The 19,218-nt window shown below is 73.0% G+C and carries 21 protein-coding genes; 10 read left to right on the top strand and 11 right to left on the bottom strand.

The features are described 5' to 3' along the window. Positions 1 to 25: 25 nt before the first annotated feature. Positions 26 to 787 (bottom strand): class I SAM-dependent methyltransferase, encoded by a 762-nt coding sequence (locus AW271_RS04985; RefSeq protein ID WP_062332366.1) that lies wholly within the window; start codon positions 785 to 787, stop codon positions 26 to 28. 690 nt (positions 788 to 1,477) lie between these two features. After that, positions 1,478 to 1,873 carry a YciI family protein gene (locus AW271_RS04980; RefSeq protein WP_062332363.1) on the bottom strand — a complete coding sequence of 132 codons (396 nt, stop codon included), beginning with the start codon at positions 1,871 to 1,873 and terminating at the stop codon, positions 1,478 to 1,480. Between the two features lie 25 nt (positions 1,874 to 1,898). On the opposite strand from AW271_RS04980, the gene AW271_RS04975 reads away from it, so the two are divergent. Genes AW271_RS04975 through AW271_RS04965 form a run of 3 tightly spaced genes read left to right on the top strand, consistent with a single transcriptional unit; the run spans position 1,899 to position 4,446 of the window. Next, complete coding sequence (locus tag AW271_RS04975) at positions 1,899 to 3,107, top strand: RNA polymerase sigma factor (RefSeq protein WP_245652923.1); 1,209 nt, start codon at positions 1,899 to 1,901, stop codon at positions 3,105 to 3,107. 5 nt (positions 3,108 to 3,112) lie between these two features. Beyond that, a complete protein-coding gene (locus tag AW271_RS04970; protein WP_062332356.1) occupies positions 3,113 to 4,057 on the top strand; it encodes a tyrosine-type recombinase/integrase in 945 nt (314 codons plus the stop codon). Continuing rightward, on the top strand, positions 4,054 to 4,446 hold the full coding sequence (locus AW271_RS04965; RefSeq protein ID WP_062332354.1) for an ACT domain-containing protein: 393 nt from the start codon (positions 4,054 to 4,056) through the stop codon (positions 4,444 to 4,446). Before AW271_RS04970 ends, AW271_RS04965 begins: the two co-directional genes overlap by 4 nt. Here AW271_RS04965 and AW271_RS04960 read toward each other — a convergent pair. Genes AW271_RS04960 through AW271_RS04935 form a run of 6 tightly spaced genes read right to left on the bottom strand, consistent with a single transcriptional unit; the run spans position 4,416 to position 9,420 of the window. Further along, positions 4,416 to 5,267: a phosphotransferase family protein gene (locus AW271_RS04960; protein ID WP_218007937.1), complete on the bottom strand. Its 852-nt coding sequence runs from the start codon at positions 5,265 to 5,267 to the stop codon at positions 4,416 to 4,418. The two genes, AW271_RS04965 and AW271_RS04960, sit on opposite strands and share 31 nt — an antisense overlap. Beyond that, entirely contained in the window at positions 5,264 to 6,508 is a 1,245-nt protein-coding gene (locus tag AW271_RS04955) for a TolB-like translocation protein (protein WP_062332352.1), read from the bottom strand. The genes AW271_RS04960 and AW271_RS04955 overlap by 4 nt, the downstream gene beginning before the upstream one ends. Beyond that, on the bottom strand, positions 6,505 to 7,002 hold the full coding sequence (locus AW271_RS04950) for a SigE family RNA polymerase sigma factor (protein ID WP_062332349.1): 498 nt from the start codon (positions 7,000 to 7,002) through the stop codon (positions 6,505 to 6,507). Before AW271_RS04950 ends, AW271_RS04955 begins: the two co-directional genes overlap by 4 nt. Positions 7,003 to 7,007: 5 nt before the next feature. Next, entirely contained in the window at positions 7,008 to 7,844 is an 837-nt protein-coding gene (locus tag AW271_RS04945; protein WP_062332348.1) for an NAD-dependent protein deacetylase, read from the bottom strand. Continuing rightward, positions 7,844 to 9,076 carry an RNA polymerase sigma factor gene (locus AW271_RS04940; protein ID WP_062332346.1) on the bottom strand — a complete coding sequence of 411 codons (1,233 nt, stop codon included), beginning with the start codon at positions 9,074 to 9,076 and terminating at the stop codon, positions 7,844 to 7,846. Before AW271_RS04940 ends, AW271_RS04945 begins: the two co-directional genes overlap by 1 nt. Next, positions 9,073 to 9,420 (bottom strand): YciI family protein, encoded by a 348-nt coding sequence (locus AW271_RS04935; protein ID WP_062332344.1) that lies wholly within the window; start codon positions 9,418 to 9,420, stop codon positions 9,073 to 9,075. The genes AW271_RS04940 and AW271_RS04935 overlap by 4 nt, the downstream gene beginning before the upstream one ends. Before the next feature lie 235 nt (positions 9,421 to 9,655). Between AW271_RS04935 and AW271_RS04930 the strand changes: the two genes are divergently transcribed. Further along, on the top strand, positions 9,656 to 10,612 hold the full coding sequence (locus AW271_RS04930; protein ID WP_062332342.1) for an ATP-binding cassette domain-containing protein: 957 nt from the start codon (positions 9,656 to 9,658) through the stop codon (positions 10,610 to 10,612). A 3-nt stretch (positions 10,613 to 10,615) separates the two neighbouring features. Beyond that, the gene (locus AW271_RS04925) at positions 10,616 to 11,365 is read left to right on the top strand and encodes an ABC transporter permease (protein WP_062332339.1); all 750 of its coding nucleotides are present in this window, start codon (positions 10,616 to 10,618) and stop codon (positions 11,363 to 11,365) included. Here AW271_RS04925 and AW271_RS04920 read toward each other — a convergent pair. Then, positions 11,362 to 12,477 (bottom strand): winged helix DNA-binding domain-containing protein, encoded by a 1,116-nt coding sequence (locus AW271_RS04920; protein WP_062332336.1) that lies wholly within the window; start codon positions 12,475 to 12,477, stop codon positions 11,362 to 11,364. The genes AW271_RS04925 and AW271_RS04920 overlap by 4 nt on opposite strands. 266 nt (positions 12,478 to 12,743) lie before the next feature. On the opposite strand from AW271_RS04920, the gene AW271_RS04915 reads away from it, so the two are divergent. Genes AW271_RS04915 through AW271_RS04905 form a run of 3 tightly spaced genes read left to right on the top strand, consistent with a single transcriptional unit; the run spans position 12,744 to position 15,646 of the window. Beyond that, positions 12,744 to 13,391: a lysophospholipid acyltransferase family protein gene (locus tag AW271_RS04915; RefSeq protein ID WP_245652922.1), complete on the top strand. Its 648-nt coding sequence runs from the start codon at positions 12,744 to 12,746 to the stop codon at positions 13,389 to 13,391. Positions 13,392 to 13,413: 22 nt separating this feature from the next. After that, positions 13,414 to 15,024 carry a penicillin-binding transpeptidase domain-containing protein gene (locus AW271_RS04910; protein ID WP_062332333.1) on the top strand — a complete coding sequence of 537 codons (1,611 nt, stop codon included), beginning with the start codon at positions 13,414 to 13,416 and terminating at the stop codon, positions 15,022 to 15,024. 31 nt (positions 15,025 to 15,055) lie between these two features. Next, positions 15,056 to 15,646 (top strand): ArsR/SmtB family transcription factor, encoded by a 591-nt coding sequence (locus AW271_RS04905; protein ID WP_174553066.1) that lies wholly within the window; start codon positions 15,056 to 15,058, stop codon positions 15,644 to 15,646. Between the two features lie 4 nt (positions 15,647 to 15,650). On the opposite strand, the gene AW271_RS04900 is transcribed toward AW271_RS04905, so the two are convergent. Then, positions 15,651 to 16,766: a Gfo/Idh/MocA family protein gene (locus AW271_RS04900; RefSeq protein WP_157553901.1), complete on the bottom strand. Its 1,116-nt coding sequence runs from the start codon at positions 16,764 to 16,766 to the stop codon at positions 15,651 to 15,653. 81 nt (positions 16,767 to 16,847) lie between these two features. On the opposite strand from AW271_RS04900, the gene AW271_RS04895 reads away from it, so the two are divergent. Then, complete coding sequence (locus AW271_RS04895; protein WP_062332329.1) at positions 16,848 to 17,456, top strand: TetR/AcrR family transcriptional regulator; 609 nt, start codon at positions 16,848 to 16,850, stop codon at positions 17,454 to 17,456. Positions 17,457 to 17,463: 7 nt separating this feature from the next. Here the strand turns inward: AW271_RS04895 and AW271_RS04890 are convergent, their stop codons facing one another. After that, the gene (locus AW271_RS04890; protein WP_062332326.1) at positions 17,464 to 18,030 is read right to left on the bottom strand and encodes a TetR/AcrR family transcriptional regulator; all 567 of its coding nucleotides are present in this window, start codon (positions 18,028 to 18,030) and stop codon (positions 17,464 to 17,466) included. A 56-nt stretch (positions 18,031 to 18,086) separates the two neighbouring features. Between AW271_RS04890 and AW271_RS04885 the strand changes: the two genes are divergently transcribed. Further along, positions 18,087 to 19,217 carry an FAD-dependent oxidoreductase gene (locus AW271_RS04885; RefSeq protein ID WP_062332323.1) on the top strand — a complete coding sequence of 377 codons (1,131 nt, stop codon included), beginning with the start codon at positions 18,087 to 18,089 and terminating at the stop codon, positions 19,215 to 19,217. Position 19,218: the final 1 nt, after the last annotated feature.

The raw sequence follows: 19,218 nt of genomic DNA, 5'->3' as shown, positions 1-19,218 counted from the left end.
AGATCCGCCCATGAAACGGGCCTGGTCAGCCAACCGCCTCGATGAGGATGCGCTGCGAGTGGGCGACGAACGGGCCGTGCCGCTCGATGAAGTCGTGCAGGGTCTCCAGGCGGTCGCGGTAGGCATCGACGGTGAAACCAGGGACGGTCCAGACGACCTTGCGCAGGAACACCACGATGGCCGCGACGTCGAAGAACTCCATCCGCAACGCCTCGTGCCGGACGTCGGTCACGTCGAGCCCGGCCCGTTCGGCGGCGGTCACGAGGCCGACGACGTCCACGCCGGAATAGGTCGTCAGCGGGTCACGGGTACGGCGGCCGCCGCTGACCGGCCCCATCATGAACTCAGTCAGTTCGCGCACCGTGCCCGACCCGACGTGCTGGGCCAGGTATCGTCCGCCGGGCGTGAGGACGCGGGCGATCTCGTCCCAGCGGGTGGCGACGGGGTGCCGGGAGACGACGAGATCGAAGTGCCCGTCGGGAAAGGGCAGGTCGGCGTCGTCGGCCACGTGGGCGACGACCTCGCCGAGCCGCCGGCGGGCGATGCCGAGGTTGGGTTCCCACGATTCGGTCGCCGCCACCACCGGCGGCAGGGCCGGCACGGACGCCAGTACCTCGCCCCCGCCGGTCTGCACGTCGAGCAGCGCCTTCGCCGAGGCGGCCCGGTCGGCGAGCAGCCGCGAATACTCCCAGGAGGGCCGCTGCTCGGTGGCCCGCCCGTCGAACCAGGAGAAGTCCCACCCTTCGACGGGAACGGCCAGACCTTCCGCCAGACGATCGGAGAACATGCCGTCCACCCTGCCGCTCACGACGCGACATTCCCACCGATTTACGCCCCAGGGCCGTCAGGAGCCATGCGGTGCGGAACTGGGGCACAAGACCGTGGCCTCATCGGATCCCACGGTCAGCCGCAATGGTCCACGGCTTGTGCAGGCAACCTCATGGGGAGCGCCCGCAACGCCCATGATCGACGTTGACCCGGTTCAACCCGGGAGGTGCGCACGGTCTGCCAGGACACCCTAATCGTTTCGGCCGCTCCGAGCCCCGGCTCCGAAATCGCCGTTGAAGAGTCATCTCAACCGCCGCAGACCATGCGCCGGGTGTCGTCATCGAATAACCAGATCAGGGGTTCCGGCTCGGCCGCTCCCACGATCCCCTCGATCACCCCGGAACCCGACAACTCATGCCATCACCGAGATAGCCCGTCTCCGGTGGGCCGAGATCACCCACCGGTCACGCCCGAGACCGTCCCGAACCCGGTGTCGGATACCAGTGCCTCCGTAAGCGATCAGGTCTCCGACCGGCCGAAGGTCCCCACCGGTCACGCGATCGTCCCGTGCTCTGGTGCCACGTACCGGGTCGAAGGCCCACGAACTCGAACAGTGACGCCACATGCCGGGGATCGCCACCTCTCCGGCAGGCCAAGAGTCGCCCCACCCGTCATCCCGTATCCAGCGGCCACCTCTCCCCGCAACACCTCACCGCTCCCCCCGAGCCCGTTCCCCCGCGATCCGTTCATCGAGTTCCGGCACCTCGAACACCTCCCGGATCTCCACCCCCTCCTCCCCGTCCTGCACATAAGGCATCCTCAGCGCCCACGCCACCGCCTCCTCCTTGGACCCCACTTCGATGATCCAGAACCCGGCGATGACCTCCTTCGTCTCCGTGAAAGGCCCGTCGATGACGACGGCCTTGCCCTTCCGGTACGAGATCCGCGCCCCCCGCGTCATCGGGTGCAGCGCCTCGGCCGCCACCAAAACGCCGGCCTCGGTCATGGCCTCGTTGTACGCCCCCATGGCCGAGATCAGTTCGTCGCTGGGCAGCACCCCGGCCTCGCTGGCCTCGCTCCCCCGGCCCATGATCATGAATCGCATCCGCCCAGTCTGGTGGAATGGCGCGGTGACCAACAAGGCGCACCAAGCGGTGGAAGAGGTCTGGCGAGAGGAGGCGGCCCGGGTCGTCGCCGGGCTGGCGCGGCTCACCGGCGACGTCGCCCTGGCCGAGGAGCTGGCCCAGGACGCGATGGTCGCGGCGCTGGAGCAGTGGCCCCGCGACGGCGTCCCGAACAACCCGGGCGCCTGGCTGACGACCGTCGCCAAGCGCCGGGCCGTCGATCTGTTCCGGCGGCGGGAGCGGCACGACGAGAAGCTCGCCGAGCTGGCCCGGACCTTCACCGACGTCGAGGAGCAGCCCGAGCCCGATGCCATCGAGGACGACGTGCTGCGGCTGGTGTTCGTCGCCTGTCATCCGGTTCTCACCACGCAGTCGCGGGTGGCGCTCACGTTGCGGCTGCTCGGCGGGCTGAGCACCGACGAGATCGCCCGGGCGTTCCTGACCCCGGAGGCCACGCTGGGGCAGCGCATCTCGCGGGCGAAGAAGACCCTCGCCAAGGAGCGGGTGCCGTTCGAGGTGCCGGGACGGGAGGAGCTGGGCGAGCGCCTCGAAGCGGTGCTTGAGGTCGTCTACCTGATCTTCAACGAGGGCTACACCGCCACCGCCGGAGACGACTGGATCAGGCCGCACCTCTGCGAGGAGGCGCTGCGTTTGGCCCGGCTGCTGGAGGAGCTGCTGCCGCGCGAGCCCGAGGTGCACGGGTTGCGGGCGCTGCTGGAGATCCAGGCGTCGCGGCTCGGCGCCCGGACCGACGCGAACGGCGACCCGATCCTGCTGCCCGACCAGGATCGCGCGAAGTGGGACCGCGGCCGCATCGCCGCCGGGCTCGCGGCGCTCGACCGGGCCGGGACGGGGCCCTACGCCCTGCAGGCCGCCATCGCCGCCTGCCATGCGCGGGCCGAGACGGCCGAGGCGACCGACTGGGGGCGTATCGCGGCGCTCTACGAACAGCTCGCCCCGTCGCCGGTCGTCGAGCTGAACCGGGCGGTGGCGCTGGCGATGGCCTACGGTCCCGAAGCCGGGCTGGAGCTGGTCGACGAACTGGCCGGCGAACCAGCCTTGCAGGCATACCATCTGCTGCCGAGCGTGCGGGGGGATCTGCTGGCCCGGCTGGGGCGCGACGAGGAGGCCAGGGCCGAGTTCCGGCGGGCGGCGGAGCTGACGCGCAACGAGCGTGAGAGGGCGCTGCTGCTGGCGCGGGCCGGAGTATCCTGACGATCATGAGTCTGCCCGAACGGGTGATCGACGGCGTGGTGGCCCGTGACGGCGAGGCGGTGCTCGACCGGCTCACCCGGGCCTGGTTGTTGTCGTTCGCCTCACCCCACACGCGGTCGGCCTACGGCTCCGACCTGGCCCAGTGGCTCGCCTTCTGCGAGCGGCACGAGGTCCACCCGCTGCGGGCGATCCGCGTGCACGGCGACGCGTTCGCCCGCTGGCTCGGGCCGGTCTCGCCGCGCACGCTGGCGCGGAAGTTGTCGGCGATCTCCTCCTGGTACGCCTACGCGACCGACGAGGGCGTCCTGGAGTCCAACCCCTTCACGCGGGTCCGCCGCCCCAAGGTCGAACGGTTCCAGTCGGAGACCGTCGGGCTGACCGAAGAGGAGGCCCGGGCCCTCGTGGCGGCGGCCGACGCGACGACGGGGCCGACCGCCCTGCGCACGGCCGCGTTCATCCGGCTGATGATCGAGCTGGGGCCGCGGGTGTCGGAGGCGCTGGCGGCCGGCATCGACGACCTGGGGCATCAGCGCGGCCACCGTACCCTCAAGATCGTCGGGAAGGGGCAGAAGACCCGCGTGCGCAACCTGCCCCCGGCCACCGCGGCCGCTCTCGACGCCTACCTCGACGACCGCGCCCGCCGGGCCGGGGTCGCCAGGGAGCGGCTGACCGGCCCGCTGTTCGCCACGGCGGGCGGCCGGGCGCTCGACCGGGCCGACGCCTACCGCCTGGTCGTGAAGGTCGCCAAGGCCGCCGGTCTGGAGTCGAAGGTGACCCCCCACGCGCTGCGCCACACGTTCGCGACGGTCGCCAGCGACCGGGGCGCGTCGGTCAAGCAGCTGCAGCAGGCGCTCGGCCACTCGAGCTCGTCGACCACCGACATCTACATCCACAGCCGCGACAACCTCGAACGCGACCCGTCGCAGATCGTCGCGGCGGTCATCGGATGACGACGCCCGGCGAGCACGACCTCGCGACCCTGCTGGCCACCCTCGACCCCGTGCTCCACGACGGCGTCTACGTCTTCGCGACCGCCGCCGAGCCGCCGCCCGGCCTCACCCCGGTGTTCACCTTCCACGAGCCCGAGGGCGTCACCCTGGTGGTGCCCGAGGGGCAGGCCGAGGGCGTGTTCCCGTGCCGCTGGATCACGTTGCGGGTGCACTCGTCGCTGGCGGCGGTCGGCATGCTGGCCGCGATCACGGCCGCGCTGACGGCCGAGGGCATCCCGTGCAACGCGGTGTCGGCCTACTTCCACGACCACCTGTTCGTGCCGCCGGAGCGGGCCGGCGACACGATGCGGGTGCTGCGTCAGTTGTCGGCGAACGTCCAGGACAGGTGAGCCAGGCCCTCGTCGGCGTAGTGGCGGGCGCCGGGCTGGGTGAGGCCGTAGGCGATGTCCTCGATGATCGCGCAGCGGGCGTAGAAGCGGGCCCGCGTCTCGGCGGTCGGCCCGGCGTCGCCGCCGTGGGCGCGGTAGTGGCGCAGCGTCTCGGCGAACACCTCGGGGCCGAGGTCGCGCAGCACCAGCCCGAGGTCGTAGGCCGGGTCGGAGATCGCGGCGTCGGTCCAGTCGATGACCCCGGTGACGGTCGTGCCGTCGGTCAGCACGTGTTCGGCGCCGAGGTCGTTGTGGCAGAACGCCAGCGTCTTGCTCTCGTTGCGCGGCGGGTCGTCGCGGAGGAACTTCTCGATGGGCGCCCGCAGGTCGTCGGGCACGTGCTCGGCGACGACCTCCTTGTACTCCTCGATCGTGCCGGCCAGCCAGGCGTAGAACGGGTCGTCGTCGACCTCGACCAGGCCGGCGACCCGCTCCTTGGGCACCGCGTTCATCGCGGCGAGGAAGGCCCCCAGTGGCGCGGCGACCGCGATCCCGAGCCGGCTGTCGAGGGGTTCTCCCGCCAGTTTCCGGTACGCCATCACGCCCGCCTCGTCGTCCACGAACAGGACCTGAGGGGTCGGCACGGGTGAGACCTCCGCGACGACGGCGAGCAGCGCGGCCTCACGGCGGACCTCCGCGGGCCCGCCCTCCTTGCTGCCGCGCACGATGAGGTCGCCGTCGACCTCGTAGGCGACGTTGTCCCAGCCTTCGCCGAGCTTGACCACCGACCGGGCCGGACGGCCCAGATGACGCGCCGCCACGGCGCCGATCTCGTCGATCACGGGCCCGAGACTATCCGCCGCAGGTCGATGAAGACCAACGTGTCGTCACCGGTCCGATGCGCGCTGAGCATGTCCCGGTCGTCGACGGTGGGACCGATCGTGGTGTATGACGTCTCGCCCCCCTCCAGGGTGACGTTGAGCTCCAGGCTGCCCGATCTGCCGGTGGCCACGTCGATGACGTACTGTTCGGCCTCGGCCCGCCCGGTGACGTGCGCGGCCATGAACCGGTCGGCGGCCAGCCCATGGGCCAGTTCCGGCACCCTCCGCTCGCCCGAACCGTCGCGGGCGCGCACGTAGGGCGTGCCGTCGGCGTGCAGGCCCGAGCAGGTGGTCACCCCGCACACCACGTAGGCGTCGCCGGGGGTGCGGGCGGCGTGGCTGACCTCGCCGGTCTCCAGGTTGACGAGCCGGCCGAAGCGCACGCCCTGCACGCCGTCGGAGGGCAGCAGGGGGTCGCCCGCCCACGGCCACTCCAGCAGGTGCAGCCCCTCGCCGCCCGGCACCGGCGTGGGATCACCCCCTGTCACCGGGACGCTGAAGACGCCGGTGTCGCCCGCGGAGTAGACGAGACGGTCGCCGACCAGGTCGGTGGCCCACGGCACGTGCGGCAGGATGCCGGGCAGCCGCTCGGCGGGCCCACCGGCCAGCGGCGCCCGCCACAGGGTCGCCGAGGTGTCGGTCTTGACGTGCCAGAGCAGCCGGTCGCCGACGATCACGAAACCGTCGGCGATCTCGCCCTTGCGGGAGGGCACGACCGTGACCTGACGTGTCTCGCGGGTGCGCTGGTCGTAGGCGTAGACGGCACTGGCCCTCTCGTGGGAGCTCCAGGTCGTCAGCAGCGTGGTCTGCGCATCGGCGATGAGCAGCGGACGCAGGCGCTTGCCCGTCTTCAGGGAGGCCGGGACGACCTGCACCGCGCCGGGCCACACCTCCTCCACGGGTGGAGACCCCACCACCTGCTCCTGGGTGATGGCCGGCAGGGACGGGTTGATCACCACGGGCTCGGGCCTCTCGTGCCGGACGGCGAGGACCGTGCCGGTCACGACCACGGCGACGGCGGCGGCCGAGGCCAGCAGCCGGGTCCGCGCCCGGCGGCGGCTTCGGCGGCCGACTCCGGCCAGCAGGCCGGGCAGGGCGTGGGGGGCGTTCTCCGCGGCCCGCCGCAGGGTGGCGCGCAGGTCGTCTTCCAGCGTCGTCGCGGGCTGCCCGGAGGCCGGGCGCGGGTCGTGTTCCTGGCTCATCGCGCGCTCCTGTCGGCTTCGCGTGCTCCGATGACGGTGCGCAGGCGGGCCAGGCCGTGGCTCGCGTGGCTGCGGACGGTGCCGCGCGCGATGCCCAGCACCTGGGCGATCTCGGCGTCGGTCAGGTCCTCGTAGTAGCGCAGCACGAGCACGGCGCGCTGTTTGCGCGGCAACCCCGCCAGCGCCCGCCAGAGCCCCTGCTCGCGGTCGGAGGGGTGCTCGTCCTCCCACGCCCCGTCGGGCGGGTCGACGGCCAGGCTCTCGCGGCGGCGCCGCCGCCACACGCTGATGTGCAGCCGGGCCATGACGACCCGCACGTAGGCCTCCGGGTTGTCCTTCCTCCGGACGCGGGGCCACACCCGGTGCAGCCGCGCCAGCGCCTCCTGCGTGAGGTCGGCCGCGTCGTGGGGGTCGCCGCTCAGGACGTAGCCGTACCGTAAGAGGGCGTCGGCGCGTTCGGCGGCGAACGCGGCGAAGTCGGGGTCGGGGCTCACCTCACCTAGACGGCCGTGCCCCGTGAAGTGTTGAAGGCCGATCCGCCGGCCAAGATCGTGAGCGTCTCGCCCAGCGGCGCGTCGAGTTTCAGGAGCGCCTGGGCGTCTCCGCCCGTCGGGCCCTGGTTGACGATCGCGATCGGGATGCCGAGGGCCTCGGCCCGGTCGACGAAGCGGCGGCCCGAGCGCACCGCCAGCGACGAGCCCAGCACCAGCAGCAGCCGGGCCGCCGCCACCATGCCGAAGCACTCGTCGACGCGCGGCTGGGGCACGTTCTCGCCGAAGAAGACCACGTCGGGCTTGAGCAGGCCGCCGCAGCCGGTGCAGTCGACCACGGTGAACCCGGCCACGAGCTCGTCGGGCACGACCGCGTCGCCGTCGGGGTTGATGGGGCCGACGGCCGCGTCGAAGCCGGGGTTGGCCGCCTTCAGGCGGTCGTCGAGCTCGGTACGCGGGATGCGCGCCCGGCACTTCAGGCAGGCGACCCGGTCGAGGCCGCCGTGGAGTTCGACCACGCGGCGGGTGCCGGCGGCCTGGTGGAGGCCGTCGACGTTCTGGGTGACCACGCCGTCGACCAGGCCGAGTTCTTCGAGGCGGGCGACCGCGTGGTGGCCGGAGTTGGGTTCGACGCGGCCCATGTGCCGCCAGCCGACGTGGCTGCGGGCCCAGTAGCGGCGGCGGGCGGCGGCGCTGGTGGTGAAGGTCTGGTAGGTCATCGGGTCGGCGCGGCGGGCCCGGCCGGTCTCGCCCCGGTAGTCGGGGATGCCCGACTCGGTCGACAGCCCCGCGCCGCTGAGGACCACCACTCCCCCGTCGCCGACCAGGCCGGCGAGTTCTCGCATCACCTGTCCATTCTGCGGTCGGCCTGGCGTGCCTTGTGCTCCAGGTAGCGGCGTTCGGGCTGGTTCGCGGTCTGCCGCGCGGCCTTGGCGTAGGCGGCGCGGGCGGCGTCGGGGTCGCCGGCCATGTCGAGCAGGTGGGCCCGGACGGCCTCCACCCGGTGGTGGCCCTTCAGCCGGGCGTCCTCCTCGACCTCGGCGAGCAGGTCGAGGCCGGCCGCCGGGCCGTCGACCATGGCGACCGCGACGGCGTGGTTGAGCGACACCATGGGGCCGGGCCAGAAGCGCTTGAGGGTGGCGTACAGGACCAGGATCTGCCGCCAGTCGGTCTGGTCGGCGCTGGGGGCCTCGTCGTGGACGGCCGCGATGGCGGCCTGCACCTGGTAGGGGCCGAGCGACGCCGAGCGCAGGGTCTCGGTGATCAGGTCGGTGCCCTCGGCGATCAGGGCCCGGTTCCAGCGGGAACGGTCCTGCTCGGCGAGCGGGATCAGGGTGCCGCCGGGGCCGGTGCGGGCGGGGCGGCGGGCGTCGGTGAGCAGCATCAGGGCCAGCAGCCCGGACACCTCGCCGTCGCCGGGCAGCAGCGCGTGCAGCCGCCGGGTCAGCCGGATCGCCTCGGCGGTCAGCTCGACGTCGAGGAGCCCCTCTCCGGCGCTGGCGGCGTAGCCCTCGTTGAAGATCAGATAGAGCACGTGCAGGACGACGGCCAGCCGCCCCTCCCACTCGGCCACCGGAGGCGGCTCGAACCGGGCCCCGGCGGCCCTGATCGACTGCTTGGCGCGGCTGATGCGCTGGCCCATGGTCGCCTCGGGCACCAGGAACGCCCGCGCGATCTGCCCGGTCGTCAGCCCGCCGACGGCCCGCAGCGTGAGGGCGACCTGCGACGACGGCGAGATCGACGGATGGCAGCACAGGAACAACAGGGTGAGGGTGTCGTCGTGGAGCTCCACGTCGTCGCCCGGGCCGGGCATCGCCGCGACGCGTTCCTCGCGGCGTTCGCGCGCCTCGTCGCTGCGCGCCTCGTCGGCCAGGCGGCGGCCGGCCACGGTCACCAGCCACGCCTTCGGGCTGGCCGGCACACCCTCGACGGGCCACTGGAGCGCCGCCGCCAGCAGGGCCTCCTGGACGGCGTCCTCGCACGCGTCGAAGCGCCCCCAGCGGCGGACCAGCACCGCGAGCACCTGCGGCGCCAGCTCCCGCAGCAGGCGGTCGGTCACCGCGTCGACGCCGGTCATGCGCCCTCGTACACCGGTCTCACCTCGACGGCGGAGAACTCGGCCTCCGGCAGCCCGGCCGCCAGCTCGACGGCCCGTTCGGCCGAGCACTCGACGATGTAGAGGCTGGCCAGGAACTCCTTGGCCTCCACGAACGGCCCGTCGGTGACCACGGGGACGCCGTCGCGCAGCCGGACGGACCTGGCCTGCTCTTCGCCTTCGAGCCCCTGCGCGAGCACCAGCTCGCCGCTCTCGCGAAGCTTGGCGATCCAGGCGTCGTGGCGGTCGACGAGGGTCTGGAAGTCCTCCGGCGAGAACGCCGCCCAGCCCGCCTGAGTGCCGTAGATCATCAGCGCGTACTTCATGGAACCGACCGTATCGCCCCCGATCAAAAAATCTTCAAAAACCGGTTGCCGCCCAGCTCACGGCCGGTTTCACCCTCGGTACGCCCCGGCCACTCTGCGGCGTTTCCGCAGGTCAGGCCAAACGTGAACGTACTTTTCACGTTTGCCTGCGGCCCCCGGGGCCGGTCAGGATGGAGCGATCCCCAACCACCCCCCACCAGGGGTTTCTTCGGCATGCCCGCTGGAAGGACTGTCCATGATCCATGCCCGTGGCCTGACCAAGACGTACACCCTCAAGAAGACCTCGGTCGACGCCGTGCGCGGCGTCGACCTCGACGTGGAGGCCGGTCAGCTCGTGGCCTTCCTCGGACCCAACGGCGCCGGCAAGTCGACCTGCCTGCGGATGCTGACCGGCCTGCTGCCGCCGACCTCCGGGACCGCCCGGGTGGCCGGTCACGACGTCACGACCGAGGCGGCGGCCGTGCGCGCCCGGATCGGCTACATCGGCCAGAAGGGCGGCGCCGGCGAGGCCTTCCGGATCGGCGACGAGCTGGTCACCCAGGGCCGCTGCTACGGCCTGACCCGCCGGGATGCCCGGTCGCGGGCCGAGGAGCTGCTGACGGTGGTCGGCCTCGACGGCCTGTTCGCCCGCAAGCCGTCGACGTTGTCGGGCGGCCAGCGCCGCCGCCTCGACATCGCGCTCGGCCTGATGAACCGCCCGCCCCTGCTGTTCCTGGACGAACCCTCGACCGGCCTCGACCCGGCCAGCCGCGCCGACATCTGGGCGCACATCCTGCGCCTGCGCGCCGACCACGGGACCACGTTGTTCCTGACCACCCACTACCTGGAGGAGGCCGACACGATGGCCGAACGCGTCGTGGTCATCGACCAGGGTCGCATCATCGCCGACGGCACCGCCCGCGCGCTCAAGGCCGACCTGGCCGGCGACCGCCTGACCGTCACCCTGCACGACCCGGCCGACGCGCCCCGCGCGGCCGAACTGGCGGCGGGCCTGCCCGGCGCGGCCGAGATCGCCGCCGACGGCCCCCGGCTGACCCTGCGCGTCGCGGCGGCCGACCGCGCGCTGCCCGAGTTCCTGCGCGCCCTCGACGCGGCCGGTCTGAAGGCCGAGGCCGCCGAGAGCACCCGACCGACCCTCGACGACGTGTTCCTGGCCCTGACCGGCCGCACCATCGAAGACGAGGACGCCTGACCCATGACCTTCCTCCGCGACACCGCCACGATCTTCAGCCGCGAGTTCGCCCCCGTCTGGCGCGATCCCCTCTCGCTCGTCTTCACCATGGCCCAGCCGTTGTTGTTCCTCTACCTGTTCGGGCCCCTGCTGGAGCAGGGCACCCAGACCCCGGGCCCCGCCTGGCAGTGGTTCGTGCCCGGCATCCTGATCATGATGTGCCTGTCGGGGCCGCTGATGGCCGGGTACTTCCTGCTCCTCGACCTCATCGGCGGCTCGATGGAGCGCCTGCTGGTCACCCCGGTCAGCCGGACCGCCCTGCTGGTCGGCCGGACGCTCAAGGAGTTCGTCGTCCTGCTGGCCCAGGCGGTCCTCATCATCGGGCTGGCCGTCCCGCTGGGCCTCGACCTGCACGTGCCGGGCGTGCTGACCGGGCTGACGCTGCTGGTCGTGTTCGGCATCGGGCTCGGCGGGTTGTCGTTCGTGCTGGCGATCGTCTCGGCGCCCGGCGGGGAGTTGTTCTACGGCGTCACCCAGGTCGTCATGTTCCCGCTGCTGCTGCTGTCGGGCGTGCTGCTGCCGGTCGAGAACGGGCCGGGCTGGCTCCAGACGGCCGCCGCGCTCAACCCGGTCACCTACGTCGTGGAGGCCGAACGCGCCCTGTTCGCCGGCCGGTTCCTCGACGCGCCGGTCGTGGGGGGCGCGGCGGCGGCCGTCGTCACCGCGCTGCTCGGGCTCCACCTGGCCCGGCGGCGGATGGCGCGCGGGCTCTAACCCCGGAACACCACCTCGTGGGAGGCGGCGGCGGGGTGGGTGAACTCCAGCAGCCGCTTGGCCTCGGCGACCAGCTCGGCCTTGGCCAGGATGGGCACCTGCTCCAGCGGGGTCAGCACCAGCGTCACCGCCCCTCCCTTCGCCGTCGTCATCGTCCAGAGCCCGGCGACCCTCCCGTCGACCAGGAACGACGGCTTGAGCTGGCCGTTGGCCTTCACGTAGACGTGATCTTTGTGAGGGTCGGGCAGGATGCGGGCGCGGCGGCCGGGGGCGTAGGCGAGCAGGGTGCTGTCGAACCACGGCAGCAGCCTGACCGGCGCCTCGGCGTCTTCCCCCGGCCGGGGCGCGCCGGGCAGGTCGTAGAGGGTGCGGCCGTCGTCGTCGGTGAACGTCACCAAGTCGGGCATGGCCTCCAGGGCCGCCCGGACCGGCGTGATGTTCCAGGCGATCCACGAGGCGACGTCCTCGGCGGCGGCCGGCCCGAACGCCCCCAGGTGGCGGCGGACCACGAGCGCCAGCGCCTCGGCGAGCGGCGGGAACTCCTTGGCCGGGCCGAGCGCGAACAACATCGGGGTGCGCTTCGACCACGCCCCCTCGGCCGGGACGCGGACGAACCCGGCCCGCATCATCACCGACGTCCACCGGTAGAGGCGCTGGAGCTCGATCTCACGGTCGGACAACACGCCCGGGTGCGCGACCACCCACGCGTCGATCGCGGCCACCAGGTCGGCCACCGGGCGCGGGGTGGCGCCCATCTCGCGCATCAGGTCGAGCAGCTCGCCGATCTCGGGTTCGGGACCGGCCCGGAACGAGCCCACCTTGGAGGCCGCCGACACCGCCGCGTAGGCGGGGTAGTCGGCCGGGGTGACGGTGTGGATGGTGCCGCGCAACAAGGTGCCGGTGACCAGGTCGCCGGTGGAGTGGGCGTGCCAGGGGGCCTCGGGCGCGACCTCGTGGGTGCGGCTCCAGAGCGCCGGGCCCAGCGCGGGCCAATACTGCATCTGCAACGCGCCGATCCGCTCGGCCACCGCCGGCAGCGGGAGCCGCATCCGCTCCAGCAGTCCCTGGCGGGCGAGCAGGGCACGGTTGAGGGCGCGGAGCGTGATCGGCATGCCGCCAGCCTACGGGCCCGGGAACAGGGAGCCCCCGCGTGTGGTTAACTACGTAGTGCCGGTGTGGATGTGTCCCCCGGGCCGCATATACCGCCTTCACGGAATACCGTTCGGCTGGAACCGTGTTGTGCATCTCGCCGAGGAGGCGACCACCACACCGGCCTAAAACGTTCTCCAGCGATGCCCCGCCCCAGCGCGGGGCATCGTCGTCTCTCGGTCCCGGCGACACCTAGGCTTGGAGCGGTCAACCGAGGGAGGAGCCCCCGTTGTCGTCGCTGTTCTATCGCGTCGCCAAAGTCATCAGCGTCCCGGTGATGCACGCCGTCTGGCGTCCGCGTGTCGTGGGCATGGAGCACGTCCCGGCGACCGGCCCGGCGATCATCGCCGCCAACCACCTGTCGGCGCTCGACTCCTTCTTCCTGCCCGCGCTGATGCCGCGCCCGGTGACGTTCGTGGCCAAGAACGAGTACTTCACCGGCAGCCCGATCACCCGCATGATCATGAGCGGCAACATCGCGATCGACCGCGAGAGCGCCGGCGCCGCCCAGGCGATGCTCGACGCCGCCGCCGGAATCCTCGACGACGGCGGGCTGTTCGGCATCTACCCCGAGGGCACCCGCTCCCCCGACGGCCGCCTCTACAAGGGCAAGATCGGCGTGGCCTGGCTGACCCTGACGACCGGCGCGCCGGTCCTGCCGGTGGCCCTGGCGGGCACCGACAAGGTGCTGCCGCCGGGCGCGTCGGTGCCCCGCGTCCACCGCATCGACGTCACGATCGGCAAGCCGATGACCTTCGAGGGCGACGCCGCCAAGGCCCGCGACCGGCGTGAGGTGACCGACCAGATCATGGACGCCATCCGTGAGCTGTCCGGCCAGGAGTACGTGCCCAGTTACGCGAAACGGCCCAATTCGTAACGAATTCGCTAAGCTCGTCGCCGTGCGGGGACGAACGATAGCGATCATTTCGGTGGCGTGCGTGGTCGCCGCCGCGGGCGGCGGGGCCGGCGCCTGGTGGGTGCTGCACACCCGCGGCACCCCTCAGGAGACCGCCCGGCTCTATGCCGCCGCCTGGGCGGCCAGTGACCTGGCGGCGATGAAGACGCAGCTGGTGACCCCGGTCCCGGCGACGTTCGACACGCTGACCGCCTCGATCGCCAAGGATCTCAAGGCGACCGTCAAGGACGTGGAGCTGGGCCAGGTGGCGCCGGCCGGCGACGACCGCTACGAGGCGTCCTACACGGCGACCCTCGACATCGCCGACGTGGGGCCCTGGACGTACACGGGCACCTTCGACCTGGTCGTGTTCGACCGGCACTGGAAGGTCGACTGGAAGCCGCAGGCGCTCCACCCCGGCATCGACGGCACCGCCAAGCTGGCGCTGAAGACCACCTGGCCGCAGCGGGCCGCGCTGACCGACGCCGACGGCGACCGCATCGACGGCGCCGACGTCGGCGGGTCGGTGCAGCAGCTGGCCGGGTTCCTCGACAAGGCGACCGCCAAGGACGTCGCCAAGCTCGGTCCCGCCTACCGGAAGAACCAGGCCATCGGGCGCGGCGGCCTGCAGGAGACCTTCCAGAAGCGGCTGGCCGGCACGCCCACCACCGACGTCATGGCCGGCGACAAGCCGCTGGAGTCGATCAAGGGCAAGGAGGGCGAGCCGGTCAAGACCAGCCTCGACATGCGGATCCAGAACGCCGCCGCCGACGCGATCCGCGACCTGGAGAAGCCCGCCTCGCTCGTGGCCGTGCGCCCCTCGACCGGCGAGGTGCTGGCCATCGCCAACAACCGCGGCGACTTCAACCGCGCCCTCAACGGCCAGTACGCCCCCGGCTCGACCTTCAAGACGGTCACCGCCGCCGCCCTGCTGGCCAAGGGGGTCGGCCCCGGTGAGCGGGTGACCTGCCCGGAGAACGCGAACGTCGGCGGGCTGAAGATCCGCAACAGCGACAACGCCGAGTACGGCTCGATCAGCTTCAGCGACTCCTTCGCCTACTCCTGCAACACCACCTTCGCCCCGCTGGCCCAGGAGCACCTCGGCGCCGAGGGCCTCTACGAGGTCGCCGGCAGTCTCGGCTTCAACCAGCCGCTCAACATCGGCGTGCCGGCCAGCAAGGGCAGCATGCCCAAGGCGACCTCCGACGCCGAGCTGGCCGCCGAGTCGTTCGGCCAGGCGAAGATCATCGCCAGCCCGCTGATCATGGCCTCGGTCGCGGCGGCCGTCGCCGACGGCACCTGGCGGCCCCCGACGCTGGTGCCGGGCCTGAAGCAGAAGGCCAAGGAGCGGCCGCTGCCCGACGGCGTGGCCGACGACCTGCGCGGGATGATGCAGGCCGTGGTCGCGAAGGGCACCGCCAAGGCGGCCGGACTGCCCGGCGGCGCCTACGGCAAGACGGGCACGGCCGAATACGGCAGCGGGCCCAAGCTGCCCTCGCACGCCTGGTTCCACGGGTACCGCGACGACGTGGCGTTCGCGGTGGTGGTCGAGGGCGGCGGAGGCGGCGGCAAGGTGGCCGCACCGGTGGCGGCCGACTTCCTGCGAGGCTTTTGACAAGTTTTCTTGTCGGTGAGAACCTGAGGCCATGTTCGAAGTGGCGGTCATCGACGACCCCGCGGCCGCCGAAGTCTCCCTCGACCCGGTCCGCGCCCGCATCCTGGCCGAACTCGCCGAACCCGGCTCGGCCACCCAGCTCGCCGTCAAGATCGGCCTGCCCCGGCAGAAGGTCAACTACCACCTCAAGACGCTGGAGAAGCACGGCCTGGTCGAGCTCGTCGAGGAGCGCCGCAAGGGCAACGTGACCGAGCGGGTCATGCGCGCGACCGCCGGGTCCTACGTGATCTCCCCCGCCGCGCTGGGGGCGGTCGAGCCCGACCCGTCCCGGCGGCCCGACCGCCTGTCGGCGGCCTGGCTGCTCGCCGTGGCGGCCCAGCTGGTCAAGGACGTCGGCGCGCTGATCACCCGCTCGGAGCGCGCCCAGCAGAAGGTCGCCACGTTCGCGATCGACGGGACGGTGCGCTTCTCCAGCGCCCGCGACCGGGCCGCCTTCGCCGAGGAGCTCTCGGCCGCCGTGGCCTCACTCGTCTCCCGCTACCACGACGAGCACGCGCAGGGCGGCCGCGACCACCGGATCGTCGTCGCCCTCCACCCGGCCATCACCCGCCCGGAGCCCTGACCGGTCACATCAGGACCCGCCGGCCGGTGGCCGCCGCGCGCTCGACGGCGTCGAGCAGACGGTGGCGGCGCACGCCGTGCCGCAGGTCGGGCGCGACCCGGGGGCCGCCGGTCAGGTCGGCGTGCAGGGTCGCGTAGGCGTGGCCGACGGCGTAGGCCGGGCCGCCGGAGTGGGCGGCCAGGGCGGGCCCGCTCTCGTACCCGGCGGGCACGGGCAGCTCGGCGAGCCCGGGGTCGCCGAGGCGGGCGCCGCTGATGACGGGCGGCGGGAAGTACAACTGCCCGCTGGAGGCGGTGACGAGGAGGTCGCCCTCGGTTCCGCTGATCTCCCAGTGGAACGGGGTGCTGCGCGGCAGGCCGCCGCGGAAGTGCACGGCGGCGACGGCGCCCCCGTCCAGGCGGCCGGTGACGGCGATCTGGTCGTCGGCGGTCATCGGCACGCGCTGCCCGCTCGCCGTGGTCACGCGGGGGCGGCGGACCGCCGTGGTGGCCGTGAGCTCGGTGAACTCGCCGAGCACCATCGTCAGCACGTCGACGGTGAGCGCGAAGGGGCTGGTGAGCATGGTGACCCCGTTGGCGGGGTGGAGCTGCGGCTCGCCCCCGGGGAACACGGTCGCCCCCCACTGGATGCCGGAGCCGATCATGGTGGTGGACAGCGCCTCGCCGACGTAGCCGTCGGCGACCAGGTCGCGCAGGTACCGCAGGGCGGGCAGAGAGCGGCCGTGCAGGCCCGTGAAACCGCGCACGCCCGCGCGGTCGGCGAGCGCGGCCATCTCCTCGGCCTCGGCGAGGCTCCGGCCCAGCGGCCACTCGGACAACACGTGCTTGCCGGCGGCCAGCGCCGTGGCGACCAGGTCACGGTGGTGGGCGACGTCGACCGAGACCACCACCAGGTCGACCTCCGGGCGCCGCACCAGCTCCTCGGCGGCGCCGAAGGCGAGCGGAACGCCGTACCTCTCCCCGGCCGCCCGGGCCGACTCGGCGCTGCTCGTGCTCAGGGCGCGCAGTTCGAACCTGTCTCGGAGGGCGTTCAGCGCGGGCACGTGGGCGATCGAGGCCCAGCCGCCACGGGCGCTCAGGCCGATGACGCCGACACCGAGAGTGGACAAGGGGAACGACATAGAGGACTCACCTTTCAGCTGGTCGAGGCCATGGTGAATAGCATTAACCTTGGCCAGGTGAAGAGTGTTAACCTCGATGCCATGACTGTCAAGCCGCGCCGATCGGGGCAGCATCACGGCGACCTCCGCAACGCGCTCGAACAGGCCGCGCTCGAACTGGTGGCCGAGCGGGGGCCCCACGGGTTCACCCTCGCCGAGGCGTGCCGGCGGGCCGGGGTGAGCGTGTCGGCGCCCTACAAGCACTTCGCCGACCGCGACGCGCTGCTCGCCTCGCTCGCGGCCCGGTCCTACCGCGACCAGCACGCCCGGTTCGGCCGGGCGATCGAGTCCGGGGAGGACGCCGAGGGCCGGCTGGCCGCGTTCGCGGTCGCGTACGTGCGCTTCGCGGCCGAAGAGCGCGCGCTGTTCGACGTCGCCTTCGGCGCGGGCCTCGACCTGGCCGCCCACCCGGAACTGGCCGAGGCGGGAACGGCCCTGCGCGACCTCCTGCTGCCGGTCGCGCGCCTCGTCGTCGTGGCCGAGGCCGACGCCCTCGACCTCATCGTGTCGGTCGCGGCGGCCGCCCACGGCCTGGCGGTCTATCTCCAGCAGGGCATGTTGCAGCCCGAGGCGGAGCCGCTCGCGGCGGCCGAGCGCCGCGCCGACCGCATGGCCCGGGCCGTGGTGAGACAGTCCAGCGCCTGCCGGTGACCTCCCGTCAGCCCAACGGCGGGATCATCGCGCGCACGATCTGCTCGACCCCTTCCCGGGTGACCGTGCCCTCCGGGGCCGTGACCAGGGTGAACAGCGCGCCGCCGTAGAGGGCGATCAGGGCCGGCACCCGGTCGGGCGGGATCGCGAGCCCGAGCTGGGCGTGGTGCCCCCGGGTGAAGCCGGTCGCCACCTCCTGGAGGCCCTCCAGCGCCCGGTTGAGCCCGGGGCGGCGGACCGCCTCCAGGCGGAGTTCGAAGATGGCCAGGTAGCGGTCGCGCAACACGGTCGCCGCGGCCAGGAGCGACTCGGTCAGCAGCTCGGCCAGGTCGGGCTCGCCGGTCTGGCAGTCGGCGGCGGCGTCCATGTCGGCCAGGTGGAGCTCGACGACCCGTTCGGCCGCGGCGACCAGCAGGGCCTCGCGGTCGCGGAAGTAGTTGGAGGCCGTGCCCGTCGGCAGGCCCGCCGCGCGTTCGGCGGTGCGGTGGGTCAGGCCGTGCACCCCCGAGGCGGCCAGCAGGTGGACGGCGGCGTCGGCGAGGGCGCGGCGGCGGTCCGGATTGGAGGGCGGCACCCCGTCATGTTACCAATAGCAGTAGTAGTACGACCGTAGTGAATGACGGGACCCCCATGAGAATCGCGATCATCGGAGCCGGGCTGGGCGGCGTAGCCGCCGCCACCGGCCTGCATCTGACCGGCCACGACGTCACCCTCTACGAACGCGCCCCCGAGCTCCGCGAGACCGGCACCGGCATCGTCGTCATGCCCAACGGCCTCGCCGCGCTCGACGCCCTCGGACTGGGCTCCCCCTTGCGCGCGCACGCCGCGCCGACCGCCCAGGGCGGGCTGCGCGACCGGGCCGGCCGCCCGCTCCTGGTCACCGACGCCGCCAAGGCCCAGGAACGGTACGGCCCCACGATCGTGATCGGCCGCGCCGTGCTGCACCGCGTCCTGCGCGCGGGGCTCCCGGCCGATCGCATCCGCACCGGCGTGCCTGTGAGCGACCTCGCCGAGAGACCGGACGGCGTGACCGTCAACGGCGGCGAGGTCGTGGACGCCGTCGTCGTCGCCGACGGGATCGGCAGCAGGCTGCGCGCCCGCCTGTTCCCCGGCCATCCGGGCACCGTGCGGACCGGCCGCCTCGACCTGCGCGGCACGCTCGGCGCGATCCCCGGCGTCGACGACCTGCTCACCGCGATCCTCGTCGACCGGCACAGCGGCGCGATGTTCGGCCTGTTCCCGATGGGAGCCGACGGTCTGTACTGGTTCACCGACGCCCCCGCGCCCGCGACCGTGCCCCCGCCGGAGGAGGCCCGCGAGCAGGTGGCCGCGCTCATGGCGGGCTGGCACCCGGCCGTGCCCGCCGTGTTGCGGGCGACGGCCGCGGCCGACGTCCACGTCGACCCGATCACCCGGCTGGCCCGGCCGCTGGAGACGTACACGACCGGACGGATCTGCCTGCTCGGCGACGCCGCCCACGGCATGACCCCCGACCTGGGGCAGGGCGCGAGCCAGGCGTTCGAGGACGCCGCCGCCGTGGTCCGCCACCTCGACGGGGCCGCGCCCGGCGAGGCGGCCGGGCGGCTGGCCCGCTACGACGCCGAGAGGCGGCCACGGGCCAACCGGCTCATGGCCGCCTCCAGCCGTCAGTCGCGGCTCACCACGCGGACCGGCCCGGCCGCCTGGGTGCGCGACGTGCTCCTGCGCGCCACGCCGCCGGCGCTGGCCGCCCGGCAGCTCGCCGCGATCTGGCTCCCGTAGC

Origin of the sequence: Herbidospora sakaeratensis (genome assembly GCF_001570525.1) — a bacterium.
GTDB lineage: Bacteria > Actinomycetota > Actinomycetes > Streptosporangiales > Streptosporangiaceae > Herbidospora > Herbidospora sakaeratensis.
The sequence above is the reverse complement of the archived record's forward strand: the minus strand, read 5'-3'. Positions and strand labels throughout refer to the sequence as shown.